This window comes from Flavobacterium sp. Leaf359, assembly GCF_001423985.1.
GTDB classification, from domain to species: Bacteria; Bacteroidota; Bacteroidia; order Flavobacteriales; family Flavobacteriaceae; genus Flavobacterium; species Flavobacterium lindanitolerans.
Genome location: NZ_LMPW01000011.1, coordinates 82518 through 95874 on the forward strand (window position 1 = coordinate 82518; position 13357 = coordinate 95874).

14 protein-coding genes are annotated in these 13357 nt (G+C 37.3%); 5 read left to right on the top strand and 9 right to left on the bottom strand.

Translation table 11 applies throughout. The features are described 5' to 3' along the window. Window positions 1-138: 138 nt before the first annotated feature. On the bottom strand, window positions 139-852 hold the full coding sequence (locus ASG38_RS07195) for a phosphatidylcholine/phosphatidylserine synthase (protein WP_056068631.1): 714 nt from the start codon (window positions 850-852) through the stop codon (window positions 139-141). A 284-nt stretch (window positions 853-1136) separates the two neighbouring features. On the opposite strand from ASG38_RS07195, the gene ASG38_RS07200 reads away from it, so the two are divergent. Together ASG38_RS07200 and ASG38_RS07205 are read left to right on the top strand one after the other, a co-directional pair. After that, a complete protein-coding gene (locus ASG38_RS07200; RefSeq protein ID WP_056069078.1) occupies window positions 1137-2123 on the top strand; it encodes a PorV/PorQ family protein in 987 nt (328 codons plus the stop codon). Between the two features lie 67 nt (window positions 2124-2190). Continuing rightward, on the top strand, window positions 2191-3324 hold the full coding sequence (locus ASG38_RS07205) for a DUF4105 domain-containing protein (RefSeq protein WP_056068632.1): 1134 nt from the start codon (window positions 2191-2193) through the stop codon (window positions 3322-3324). On the opposite strand, the gene ASG38_RS07210 is transcribed toward ASG38_RS07205, so the two are convergent. Genes ASG38_RS07210 through ASG38_RS07235 form a run of 6 tightly spaced genes read right to left on the bottom strand, consistent with a single transcriptional unit; the run spans window position 3325 to window position 10296 of the window. Further along, window positions 3325-4719: a sugar transferase gene (locus ASG38_RS07210; RefSeq protein ID WP_056068633.1), complete on the bottom strand. Its 1395-nt coding sequence runs from the start codon at window positions 4717-4719 to the stop codon at window positions 3325-3327. It abuts the gene before it with no gap. 57 nt (window positions 4720-4776) lie between these two features. Next, window positions 4777-5787 carry a glycosyltransferase family 4 protein gene (locus tag ASG38_RS07215; protein ID WP_056068635.1) on the bottom strand — a complete coding sequence of 337 codons (1011 nt, stop codon included), beginning with the start codon at window positions 5785-5787 and terminating at the stop codon, window positions 4777-4779. Further along, window positions 5759-7108, bottom strand: a complete 1350-nt coding sequence (locus ASG38_RS07220) for an O-antigen ligase (protein ID WP_056068638.1) — start codon at window positions 7106-7108, stop codon at window positions 5759-5761. Before ASG38_RS07220 ends, ASG38_RS07215 begins: the two co-directional genes overlap by 29 nt. Further along, window positions 7092-8180 (bottom strand): glycosyltransferase, encoded by a 1089-nt coding sequence (locus ASG38_RS07225; protein WP_056068640.1) that lies wholly within the window; start codon window positions 8178-8180, stop codon window positions 7092-7094. The genes ASG38_RS07220 and ASG38_RS07225 overlap by 17 nt, the downstream gene beginning before the upstream one ends. Next, window positions 8177-9295: a glycosyltransferase family 4 protein gene (locus ASG38_RS07230; protein WP_056068641.1), complete on the bottom strand. Its 1119-nt coding sequence runs from the start codon at window positions 9293-9295 to the stop codon at window positions 8177-8179. The genes ASG38_RS07225 and ASG38_RS07230 overlap by 4 nt, the downstream gene beginning before the upstream one ends. Beyond that, window positions 9292-10296 carry a glycosyltransferase family 2 protein gene (locus ASG38_RS07235; RefSeq protein ID WP_056068642.1) on the bottom strand — a complete coding sequence of 335 codons (1005 nt, stop codon included), beginning with the start codon at window positions 10294-10296 and terminating at the stop codon, window positions 9292-9294. The genes ASG38_RS07230 and ASG38_RS07235 overlap by 4 nt, the downstream gene beginning before the upstream one ends. Before the next feature lie 545 nt (window positions 10297-10841). On the opposite strand from ASG38_RS07235, the gene ASG38_RS07240 reads away from it, so the two are divergent. Genes ASG38_RS07240 through ASG38_RS07250 form a run of 3 tightly spaced genes read left to right on the top strand, consistent with a single transcriptional unit; the run spans window position 10842 to window position 12334 of the window. Continuing rightward, window positions 10842-11102 carry a hypothetical protein gene (locus tag ASG38_RS07240; RefSeq protein WP_157486088.1) on the top strand — a complete coding sequence of 87 codons (261 nt, stop codon included), beginning with the start codon at window positions 10842-10844 and terminating at the stop codon, window positions 11100-11102. 1 nt (window position 11103) lies between these two features. Next, the gene (locus tag ASG38_RS07245; RefSeq protein WP_162239671.1) at window positions 11104-11649 is read left to right on the top strand and encodes a hypothetical protein; all 546 of its coding nucleotides are present in this window, start codon (window positions 11104-11106) and stop codon (window positions 11647-11649) included. Window positions 11650-11692: 43 nt separating this feature from the next. After that, the gene (locus ASG38_RS07250; protein WP_056068648.1) at window positions 11693-12334 is read left to right on the top strand and encodes a GNAT family N-acetyltransferase; all 642 of its coding nucleotides are present in this window, start codon (window positions 11693-11695) and stop codon (window positions 12332-12334) included. 13 nt (window positions 12335-12347) lie between these two features. Here the strand turns inward: ASG38_RS07250 and ASG38_RS07255 are convergent, their stop codons facing one another. Continuing rightward, on the bottom strand, window positions 12348-12851 hold the full coding sequence (locus ASG38_RS07255) for a hypothetical protein (protein ID WP_056068650.1): 504 nt from the start codon (window positions 12849-12851) through the stop codon (window positions 12348-12350). Window position 12852: 1 nt separating this feature from the next. Then, window positions 12853-13314, bottom strand: a complete 462-nt coding sequence (locus ASG38_RS07260) for a MarR family transcriptional regulator (RefSeq protein ID WP_056068652.1) — start codon at window positions 13312-13314, stop codon at window positions 12853-12855. Window positions 13315-13357 lie beyond the last annotated feature (43 nt).

Below are 13357 nucleotides of genomic sequence, written 5' to 3' on the forward strand. Positions count from 1 at the left end.
TCAAAAAAGATTCAACATTATAGCTTTTTAATGCCACAGATTAAATGATTAAAACGATTCAATAAATCCTAAACAATTCGGTAAAATCTGCATAATCAGCAGCAAAAATCTTAAATCTTAAATCTTAAATCTACAATCTTAACTACTTTTCTTATTCGTCAAAACCGACAACGCTATATAAAAAAGAATCAATAACGGAATTCCCAAAGCTTTAAAAAACACTAAAAGCAATACAGATACCGTCAAAAATATAATCTGAAGTTTGTTTTTGGCAAAACTTGCACTTTTTACTTTTAATGAAAAAAGAGGAATTTCGACATTGAGCATAAAAGCGCTGAAAAGGGAAATGACAAGCAATATCCACGGATTGCTCAAAGCTTGCGAAATAAACCCATATTGGTTATCAAGCAAAATAAGCGGAAGGCTTAAGATAAATAGAGCATTTGCCGGAGTTGGCAAACCTATAAAAGAATCGGTCTGACGGGTATCAATATTAAAATTAGCCAGACGATAACAGGAACCTAACGTAATGATAAAACCCAGATAAGGAAAAAACAGCTGCCATCCTGAAGAAGGAAATCCTAAAGCCTGATTCATCAAATAGTACATAGCAACACCCGGAACTACGCCACTGGTTACCATATCAGCCAAAGAATCGAGTTGCAATCCAAGCGGACTGGAAACTTTAAAAAGCCTTGCAAAAAAGCCATCAAAAAAGTCAAGAAAAATACCAAGACACACAAACAGAAAGGCCAGCTTAAAATCCTGATGGAAAGCAAAGATTAATGCAATGCATCCTGAAAAGAGGTTAAGCAATGTAATAGTATTCGGAACTTGAGCCTTGATTCCCATATCGTGTTATTTTTTTAATTGGCGTGACCGCAAATTTAGCACAATAAGTTTATAGTGCAGCGCGTTTCTTATAACAGATTTTTAACTTGATATTCCTCAGTATTATTTATTGTTATAAGGCAAAGAAGGAAGCTCGATAAAAATTTATATTTTTGGACGATAATTAACAATCAGATTTCGGCTTGTAAAAACAATTTGCTTTGAAAAAACCCCTTATAGCTTCTTTTCTTCTGGTATGCTCTTTTGCTTACAGCCAAGCGGTCAGGAAATATTCCAATGAATTTATGAATATTGGTGTCGATGCGGCCGCATTGGGTATGTCAAATGCCGTGACGGCCAGCACTAACGACGTCAATTCCGGATATTGGAATCCGGCGGGGCTTATTTACCTTGAAGACAAACAGGCGGCTTTAATGCATGCCAGCTATTTTGCCAATATTGCGCAATATGATTATGCGGGTTTTGCCATGCCAATTGATAACGAAAGTGCGTGGGGATTATCTGTAATCCGTTTTGGGGTTGATGACATCTTAAATACAACCGAATTAATTGACAGCGAAGGAAATATCGATTACAACCGAATCAGCCTGTTTTCTACAGCCGATTATGGCGTGACTTTTTCCTATGCCCGAAAATTAAAGATTCCGGGGTTCCAGTACGGAGTCAATGCCAAAGTAATTCGACGTGTTATTGGAGACTTTGCCAATTCCTGGGGATTTGGTTTTGATATTGGAGTACAATTCGAAAGAAATGATTGGAAATTCGGATTGATGGTACGTGATGTCACTACCACCTACAATATCTGGAACATTGACGAAGAGGCTTATAATAAAATCAAAGATGCCATTCCGGGCGAAAACCAGGAACTGCCGGAAGATTCTGAAATCACGCTTCCAAAAGCACAATTAGGAATTGCCAAAAAATTCATCATCCGTTACGACTACAGCATTCTGGCAGCAGCCAACCTGAATATGAGCTTTGCCCGTACCAATGATATTATTTCTACAGATGTAGTGAGCATTGACCCGGCTGTTGGTTTTGAATTCGGATATACTGATTTGGTCTTTTTAAGGGCCGGTGTCGGAAATTTCCAAAACGTAAAACAGCTGGACGGAAGCGAAAAAGTAGGTTTCCAGCCTAACATCGGACTTGGATTCAAATACAAAGGCATTCAGGTAGATTATGCGTTAACAGACATTGGCGACCAGAGTGTGGCTTTGTATTCTAATATCTTTTCGGTAAAAGTTGACCTGGGTATCTTCAGGAGATAATTTTAGCATAGTTCCGGCATGAAAATATTTAGTAGTTTTACGGATATTTGTGCTTTAATTTCATCCTATGTCAAGATTCAGACTCTTACTTCTTTTGTTATTGCTGGCGTTTCCGCTATCTAAAAGCTTTTCACAAAGTGCCATCTTATCCGATTCTTCAAAAGTAAGCATCCTGACCATAGGCACTGCCAACGAATCACACACTCTTTACGGACATACCGGCTTACGTGTTTTAGACGAACAGCGCGGATTGGATGTGGTTTATAATTTTGGCTATTTTGATTTCAATACGCCTTATTTTTTGGCGAAATTTGTAAAAGGCGACTTGCAATATTTTGTTGCTACCAACCAATATCGTGACTTTGAATATAATTACAGAGAAGAAAACCGTTCTATTTATGAGCAGGAACTCAATCTGAGCAAAATCCAGAAACAGAAATTGCTTGATGAGCTGAATAAGAATCTTTATTCTGACGAACGTTTTTATACCTATAAATTCATCGATAAGAACTGTACCACTATGGTTATTGACAAGGTAAATGATGTGCTTGGCGGCAAAATCATTACTACAAAAAAACCGGTGACTGTAACTTACAGGGAAATACTCAATCCTTATTTGAGCAGCAACTTTTTCCAGAAACTAGGTGTTAATATCATTTTTGGACCAAAAACCGATAAAAAAGCCGAAGTTTTGTTTCTTCCACTGGAATTAATGGATGTTTTGAAAACTACTGTTTATAATGGCAAGCCTTTGGTTACAGAAACCAAGACCATTTTTGAAGCCAAGCCTGTAAAGACAGTTTCCTACTGGAATAATATCTACGTTTTTTCAGCTTTGGTACTTTTGGTAATCGTATTAAAAAATAATACCGTTTATCTTACTTATTTTACTATTTTGGGATTATTAGGTTTATTCCTTTCATCAGTAGGTTTTTATTCGCTACACGAAGAAGTCCGTTGGAATTATAATGTGCTTTTGTTTAATCCGTCGTTGCTGTTTTTGGTTTACTTTTTCAAAAAGAAAAACCGCAAGTGGATATCCAATCTTGCCCTGTTCAATTTAGCCTGTATTGCTATTTATCTGATTGTTATTTTCAACAAGGCACAACTGCTGTTATTTATGCCTATATTGATTACTTCTACAGTAATTCTTGCGAAACTTGCCAGAAAAAACAAAAAGACAAAAATTGCTAAAGCTTAGCTATTGCCCACGATAGAACAGAATCGTGCTGATGGTTTTGATGGTAATGTTGATGTCCAGAAAAATACTTCTGTGTTTGATATAATACAGGTCATATTGCAGCTTAATGAGACTGTCCTTGATGGAATCGCCATAGGAATAATTAACCTGCGCCCAACCCGTTAGTCCGGGTTTGATGACGTGGCGGGTTTGATAAAACGGCATTTGGTTGGCTATCTGTTCTACAAAAAACGGACGTTCCGGTCTTGGCCCGATAACTGCCATGTCGCCTTTGAGCACATTGATAAACTGCGGAAATTCATCTATTCTTGACTTCCTTAAAAATTTGCCGAAAAAGGTAATCCTGTTATCATTTTGTGTAGCAAAAACAGCCTTATCTGTCTCTGCATTTTTTACCATTGTCCTGAATTTATAAATCCGGAATATCTTTCCGTTCTTCCCTACTCTTTCCTGAACATAAAACAGCGGACCTTTGTTTCCGATAAAATTAGCGACGTAAATAAACGGCAACAGATACAATCCAATAGCTATTCCAACTAATGAAATCAGGATTTCAATAAGTCGGGCCAGCAATAGGTAAAGTTTGTTATGATTGCTTCGGCTAAACGGAAAATACCTGTAAAAATCCCTGTCTACATATTGAACCGGAATACGCTGTGTAATATTTTCATAAACCTGCGTATATTCACGAATTACAAATCCCTGCTCCAAAAGAGCCAAAAGACGGTTATATAAATCAACCGTTATACCGTCTGTTTTTTGCGAGGCAATAACGATTTCCGACACGCCATTTTTTCTTATAAAACCATTCAGGTCGGCAATTTCTATATTGGCCACGCCAGCGTGGTTCGACACAGTATCACCTTTGGAATCTGTATTGATAAAACCCAGTATTTTATAGTGCGGGTCTACTTTTTCTAACGAGGCTACCAATTCTTCCAACTGGTTTTTGTCGCACACCATAACGACCCGCTTCAAAAAACGATGAGAAGCCAGAAATGCCTGATAAAAAATACGCCATGCAAATAAGGCCAATGTAATTGCCAGGAAAAAATAAATGATTTGTAATCTGTTGGATGGAAGTACCGGCGTAAAAATAGGTGTCAGAAGAAAGAATAATACTGTCGTGGAAGAAGTGAGCAGTATACTTTTGATAATCTGATACTGATTACTGGCTGTCTGCAGATTATACATTTCAAAGACGGTTCCCAGAATATTCAGGTAAATTCCTAAAACAATCGTCCAGTAAAAATTAGCTTTGGAAATACTGAAATAATCAAATTTGAAAAGCAGTCCTACTATGTATAATGCCAAAATAACCGTCAATACATCAAATAACCGCAAAAGCAATTTGCGCTCCGAGATTTCAAAATGTATTTTCTTAAATGAGAACATCTATGGTAGATTTGGGCATTGCAATTTAACATTATTTTAGTAATATCAAATCTATCGCTAACACAAAATTTTATTCCATAGTGACTTCACCTGCTGCCAGTCAAAACTTTCGGCTTTTGCTCTGGCGTTTTGCGCCAAATCTTCTGCAAGGTTCTTATTTTCAGTTATCTTTTTTACTGCTTTAATCATGGCTTCCGTATTTCCGTCATCTACTAAAAGAGCTGTTTTTTTGTCATCCAGCAGAAAAGGAATTCCTCCAACGTTTGTACTCACCACAGGCAAACCTAAAGCCATAGCTTCCATTACACTCACCGGTGTATTGTCAAAATGGGTGGTATTGATAAAAATATTGTAATTCTCAGATAAACGAATCCAGTCGGTTTTGGAAAGTTTCCCTGTGAAATTCACGTCCAGGTTGTATTTCAACGCCAATTCTTTGGTTTTTGCCAGCATTCCATCCTTTTCAGGCCCAACCATGCAGAGCGATGCTTCAGGAAATTGTTTTTTAATTTCAAGGAATACCTCAACAGCCATAAACGGATTATAAATGGCTGCAAATGACCTTACCCATAAAAGTTTGGGCTGTGTTATTTCCCGTTTCAGAAAATTATACTTGCTCATATCGAGCGTATTGGGAATATAGCTCATGTTTTGGATGCCTTTTTTCTGGAAATGTTCCAAAAGATAGCCCGAAGGAGCACTATTTTTATAGGCATGATTAAAAATCATAGCACATAATGCCGGATTTTTGGATAGCCTGCCAGGCAAGTCACCACCCCGCAACATCGGAATATACTTTATCTTTAATAATCGAGCCAACTGACTGACCAAAAAGGCATACCAAAAATTGGAGGTACTGTAGGTATCAATGAGCAGATAGTCAATTTTATTCCTTAACCGTAGTGTGCTCCATACCATATCGAACAGCCGTAATGCCTTATTCTTTTTGGAAGAAGCATAAAAAAGCGTATAGCCCTCACCTTCCAAAAGCGGTCCCAAAGTTTCGATTGAAGTCACCGAAAAACCATGTTGTGATAATTTATTCCCTATGTACAGCAGGTTTTTCAATAGAATATACTTTGAGTAAGGTTAGCGAATAAATAAAAGCAGGAGCCACGAGTCGCATGGCAGCATGGTTAATGGTCAGGAACCAAAACACAAAAAACGACAGCAGGTAGAAATGATGCCTGTTGTCTACATACAAAACCAGTGGCGTAAAAAATAAAATCAGTATTGAAAAAATACCCAATGTGCCATGTTCCGCCAACATACGGGTCAGTTCGTTATGCGATGCTGCACGAATACCTGTAATTTCTTCCCGGTATTCCTTGTTTTTCCCAACCCCGATTCCCAATATCGGATTTTCAAGAAACATCTGCAGTTCGGTTGATGCAATTTGTTCCCTTCCTCCCAATCGGTCTTCCTTTTCACGTCCGGCTGCATCCTGATTGGCATAGCGTTTCTCAATCAATCCGCTCGTCTGTAAGGAACTATAGCCCCAAACCCCGATTCCTGCCAGAACAGTCAGGATAACCACTACATTCAATTTCATTTTGGTCTGCAAATTGGCCATCGTATACAATGCTCCAAAAAGCACAACAATCATGACCAGCCCCGTAATTACTCCTCCTCTGGAAAAAGTAACTATAGCCCTAAAAGTGAGCACAAGTGCAAAAAACAAATTTATTAACAGGTATCTCTTGTTGGAAGAATTGAGGAGCATCCTCGAAAAAAAGATAAAAAATCCAAGTCCGAGAATAGTAGAAACCTGATTAGGTCCAAAACCTCCGGAAGTTTCAAAGTTGGAGGATGTACCGGTCACTACATCCTTAACATCCGGAGAATAAATAAACAGGTAACAGGCCGTAGACAAGATGGGCAAAACCGCAGCCAGCAAAACATTGGAGAGTTCGGCAAACGAAATTTTCCGCCTGTAGGCATAAATTGAACACAAGCCCAGACAAACCGGCCCTACAATATTAAAAGTTATCGCCTTTCTTACATCGGTACTGATATCCAGGGTTACGGTAGAAATTACCACACCGGGAACCAAAAGCAAAAGGTATATCCAATACGGAATAGAATTTTTGGAAAAACTACTGTAAAAAATTCCCATAAGCATAAACAGCATTACGCCATATTTGGAAAATTCATTCAGGAAATTTCCTCCTGTCATTCGCAGTAAAACCTCGCTTCCGGCTATATAAGCCGAAATATATAATACTTCATTGTGCTTATTTGAAGTCTTCATCACAATGCCAACACCAATCAGCAACGTAAGCAAACCGTATACCTTGGATAGTAACGGAAACAAGTATATTGCAAAGCCAATCGCAATATGCAATAAGACAAGCCCGATATAGGTAATCTGTCTACTTTTGTTTTGCATTTAAAATGTTTTGATATTGCAATATTAAGGCATTCGTCACAATTTCTTCAGAATAGCTTTCTCTTATTGTTGTTTTTAAGGCTTCCGACACGGATTTTCTCAACTGTTCGTCTGTCATTCGTTGCAGTTGTGCAGTCAGCATTTCCACATCTGATGGAGTAAAAGAAAGTCCTGTTTTTTCGTTTTGTATGATTTCGCCACAATAACCAACATTGGTAGAAACTACTGCCAAACCTGCCATTCCATATTCCAGTAATGTCACAGGAAAACCTTCAAAGACAGAGGCCAGGACACCTATAGTTCCCTGTTCCAATACATTGCTGATATCCGAACAGCTGCCGTAAATAAAAATACTATCGTCGAGAAGATTGTCGCTTATAAAACGTTTCAAATGTGAGGAATAATCATCATGTGCGTCTTTTCCAATAAGATGCAGGGACCATTCTTTTTTATGGAGTCCGGAATCCCGAAAAGCTTCCAAAAGCAAAGCATGGTTTTTTGGATACCTCAGATTTGACAGGCAGACGATTCTTTTACCGTCAGTTCCTTTTAATGTGGTTTGCTTTTCCTCAACCTTGTCACGCACAGCAAAATTTGGAAGATATATTACTTTAGCCACTGCCAGATTACGATCGGCCCAGGCTTTTAATTCCTGATTCACGACCATTACAGTATCAAAAAAGCGGGAAGCCATTTTCAAAACAGCATTCTTATATCCTTTTTGAGTACTTCTTCCGCCGTGGTGGTCGTGCCATACAATTTTTATTTTCGGATAGGCTATCTTGAGCATTACCGCTATAAAATAGGAAGTGCCATGAGCATGTATGATGTCTATACTATTATCTTTTACAAAGCGTTTTAATCTGGAAACAGCCTTGAAATCAATAGTCCGTTTCCTTTCCAAAAAAGTATACAAAACAGCTTTATCTAACTGTTCTTTCAAAATGCCTTGCTTGCGTGTAACGGCAAGTGCCGAAAATGCTATCCTGTTGGCGAGACCATTGGCATAGTTAACCGCCATGCGTTCGGCTCCACCGGCTTCTAACGAATCGATTAGTTGCAGGACTCTCATTTATTTTTTAAAAAACTTTTAATTTCACTTTCAAAATAATCCAACGTATACCTTCTGGACCAAAGCATCGCTTTTTCGGCTTTGTTTTTATATTCTTCCGGCGCTTTTAGTAAAGCAGCTATATTTTCACTATCCTGTTCCAAATTCATTTCTAACAATACTCCTCTTGTGCCATACTCAAGCATATCCGGAACGCAGGAAACCCGGCTAGAAACCGGAACGCAACCCCAGAACATAGCTTCTGCCACTACTTTTGGCCAGCCTTCACTTTTGGAAGGTAACACTAAAAAATGACTTTCTTCATAGGCCTGTTGTAAACTTTCTTTGGTTTGGTTGCCTTTCAGCAAAACCGGGTTTTGAAGATTATTTTTAATGATATATTCCTGTAATTTATCTCTTTCCGGACCATCTCCAAAAAGTTCCAGTTGTATATCAAATCCTTTATTGATTAAATTTTCTGCCAGTTGTATGGCATAAAGGGGCCTTTTGCCTTGGGCTAATGTTCCGGCAAAAAGTAATTTTATTTTTCCATCTAAAGTCCGTAATGACACGTCTTTTTTATCCTGTTCACTATAAGTAGCCGTAAAAAAAGGTCGGATATTTTTTGTCTGATTGGGCCAGTTTCCATACACCAACACCTGCATGTTTCTGGTCAGAAATGTATTGCTTAAAATCCATCGTTGGAATTTATAGCTAAACGGCTGTTTTGATTCAGGATCCCAATTGCCGGCGTATTTTGCAGTTTTGGGTTTCTTTGGAAAAAGAATCTGTACAAAACAACCCAACAAGCCTACATTGCCCGGACATCTAAGATGGATATGGTCGGCTTCACGCATCACTTTATAAATAACGGCTATCAGTTTGGGCATTTTAAGCAATGCTGAAATTTTTGCCTTCAATCCAATGGCATTAAAACCCGGAATTTCCATAAGCCGGACTTCACGATCGTAGGGCAAGTGAATAGCATTTGGCTGTAAATCTACTATTGGTGCTACCAAAAGCACTTCATCTACATTGTCTATCCACAGATTCATTTCCCGCACATAGGGCGCATAGGCATAAAGCTTGCTATTTTTTTTTATGTGCGGTACGTGGGTGATGATGGCAAACTTCATGACAGTTTCTGTTTAGGTTTGCTAAAAAACAGGCTCCACCAGCCTACCGTTCTTCCCAATGCTTCTGTAAAGGCTTGCTTTTTTTGCGAGGAAGTAAATACGTTGCCATATCGGATCAGGGTTAGCAACAGTGTAATGCTATGCCATTTTAATTTGGCTTTACCAGACGGTTTCGGGTATTTAGACCGCCATACATACCAGCCGTTACGCACTACCATTTTCCCATAAGCATATTTATTTGGCCGTCCTGACGCATCGTGATAATGCGCTAATCTGGCGTTCGTGTTGACATATAGCTTTCCTAAATTGGAAAGCCGCAACGTAAAATCGGCATCTTCGTATAAACCATAACCTTCAAAATAAGTAGAAAACCGAAGCCTGTCAAAAACCTTTTTTCTGAACGATGAAACACCGCCCATTAGTTGCTGTACTTCATAAATCTTTCCTGATGGTGGCAAAAAGCCTATGCTTCTGCCATGAGAATATTCCGGGGCAAAACCGGGCGCTACATTACTGTCAAGCCCTAATTTCTTCCGGGCTACAAAACGGGAGCCGTCTTTGCGCTTCCAGCCATCATACACAAATTCATTAGTGTTCGCTTTATATCCAGCCGGAATTTGTTGCCATGTTGTTTCGTTAGTGATGTAGCCACCCACGCCCAAAGCTTGAGGATGTAGTTTATAAACCGATAGAATTTCTGCGAAATAGGTAGGCTCCAAAACGGTATCATCGTCTAAAAAACAAACGATTTCAGTTTCCTGCATTAGCCTATTAATTCCGAAATTTCGTTGTCGGGTAAGTCCGCGGTCTTCTTCACTGACTTTAAAATAAGAAAGTCCTTTCAAATGTTTTTCTTCTAAAACTGCTTTCGTAAAATCATCCGGACTGCCGTCCACAACCAAAATCTCATCAGGGTACACCGTTTGTAGCTGCACGGATTCCAAAAGAGTCCGCAAAGGAGTGGCTCTTTTATAAGTACAGATAATCAGCGAGAATTTCATAAGATGTGGTTGAGACAGAACAAATATAGAAATTTAGGAGTCATTTATTTCCATTCAAATAATAAACTGATGTAGTCATCTTAAAAACAATCCTAAATTCAGTTGGTTTAAAAATTTTAACAATTTTTACAGATTTCTGTAAAGAAAGATTTTAGAAAACGCCTAGGTTTGTAACAAACATAGTATGTACTGTAATCTGGTATGGAAAAATGGAAAAAATAAAATTTATCTCAATAAGCATAGTAACATTTCTTATTATGCTAACTATCTGGTTTGTTATCTGTTTTATGCTCGGATATGCAAGTAGCTCCAATTATCAAAAAGAAATATGGATTTTTTACCTTGCAACTCTCTTTTTACATTTCTTTATTATGCTGATGATTTTGAATAGGTTATTTGGTTCAAAGCTTAATTTTTTTTATTTACTTTTTAATCTAATAATGTATAGTGGTACTGCTTGGTATTTTTATAATTATTCCTAATGAAATACCATTTTGAGCACAATCACGATAAACATTAAAATCAGATATTTAACAATCAAACTCATGAATAAACTATTTGAAATAATCTATTGGGTAAAAATTTTTCTTTCACCCTTTATCATTTTTCTTTTTATTGCCTTAGCCATTTATTTTTCTAATGAAGAATTACTTTGGATTTCTGTCTTAATCTCTATTATTGGAATTATTCTGGGAATAGTTTATGCAGAAAGAATCAGAAGAAAACACGGAGCAACGCATTATATGGGAAAAATATATAATACGGATGATATATACGATTATGATGAAATTATTGATGAAAAGTAAAATGACAAAAATACTATACATCCTCTTATTATCAATGTCTTTTATTGGGTGTAGCACACCTAAATTCTATACTGAAATTGCTAGGATGCAAAAGGAAATACGAGATGATATAGATAAAGCTGAAGGTAATACGCCGAATGAAGTCCGAATAAAAGGATATGATATAAATAAGCTGGTTTTCAAAAAAATGAGGAATGAACTTAAAAACACTAATCACATCCTATATTATTATTCGCCTGATTCTTCCTTTTCATCAAACAAATTCTGGTTTACAATTTATGATGTTGATAATAAGGTTTATTACTCCTTAGAAAACAATGATTCTTATAAGAAAAAAATTGACCTGATTGAAAAAAAAGATAATCTGAGTGATAAATTTGCGCTTTTTATTTTTAACAATTATATGAACAATAATTGTGAACTATTAAAAAATAAAGGTAATGTCAATATATCTGGAGTACGAACCTATGAAGCAATTTATGAAATCAATTTAACTAACAAAGAAAATAAACATTGTTATTTTAAAAACTTCATTTCAATTAATTAAAAAAACATCTATGTAGGATAATGTCTATTTCAATAAAAAAGTCATGAAAAACCAAATCTCTCCAGACATCCTCAAAAAATGGCTTACTGCCTGGTCGTTATCAAGAGAATTGCCATTGCCAATTGCATTCAAATCTGGTTTTAAAGTTGAAGTCGGCGATACGAAACAAAAAGAAAGGTATGTATTTCCAGAACTGAATGAAGATTTCATCCAACTTTCTAATACAATCAACGAACCCTGGATTTTTCTAAAAACGTTTGCCTCTTCTGAAGAAATAAAGAGTCGTGTTTCTGAAAAGTGGACCTTCCAACCGCAAGGCTATTTTATGGTGTGTTCAGAGCTAATGGTTTTTCCGAATCATCATCTTGATACTGAGTACAAATTCGAATTTGACCACTATAAATCGACCTTTGTAGTAAGAATCCTGACACAAAATAATGAAGAGGTTGCTATTGGACGTGTTGTATTGGTTGATGATATAGCCGTATATGACCGAATCATAACGGAGAGCAACCACAGAAGAAAAGGTCTTGCCACTATAATCATAAAAGAGCTCGAAAAAATAGCACATTCTAAAGGCATTACCAAAAGCATACTGGTAGCTACAGAAGACGGCAAGCAATTATATGAATCGTTAGGCTGGGAAGTACATAGCCTTTATACATCGATTGTTATCGTTGCATAGGAAACAATGCTATTTAATGCCGCATATTAAACAATCGAATACATAACGGTATCATTCCCAACGAAACCGCTACAAAAATAAAAACCCGTATATAATTGAGCGTCTGCCAAAATTTGACCCTGCTGAGCAAACCTTTTGCTCCATTAGATGCAATTGCCATTTTTTGGAAATCGATAATAGCAGGTGCAAAATAAGAAAGCGTCCAAATCCTGACAGCGATGTGGATGGCAAGCAAAACTAAAAGCCAATTCCGTATCGGGTCGATTTTCCAACAGAAATACAACGCCAGCAAAAAAGTAATTTCATGCAGGGAATGGAACACTATCCAGAAAATTTTCAGACTGCTCCCCTGTCCGTCTAATAAGAGTTTAAAATTATCCGGTGGCGAAAATGTCCATTTTGGAACAAAAAGTAATGTTTCAAAAATTTGTGCCCCGTTCATCATAAAATAAACAAGGGTTGTAATACAGAGCCATAGCTCTGCTCTTGACAGGTAGCTTGTCGTAATATTTTCCATTTTAATCGTCTGATTTAGGATTCATCGAATCGGTTACTTCTTTCATTATGATAGTGGCTTCTGAAAAATACCGTTTTATGGCTTCCATCTCTGATGATGAAAAGGAAGCAATCAGTATCGCTGTTTTTTGCTGCAGTTCCACAAAAAGTGGCTGTAATAATTTCATGGCATTTTCTTCATCAGGTACGATGATTACTTTTCTCCTATCGTCTCTGCTAAATTTTCTTTTTAGGAGCTTTTTTTTCTCCAATCGGTCAATTAATCCGGTAACAGCACCGGTAGTCAATCCTGTCAATTTAGAAAGTTCACCTGCCGTCAATTCTTTATGTTGTAGAATAAGTCCCAGGTATTTATGATCAGAGCCAGCCAAGCCTGCTTTTCGGGCAATTGCTTCATGCATAAAAATCGAAGCGTCAGAATATTGTCGGCTCGCCAGTCTGAATTGTTGGAGTAAATCGTTCATATTACTTTATCTTAGAAACTAAATATCTTAGTCGCAAAGATAT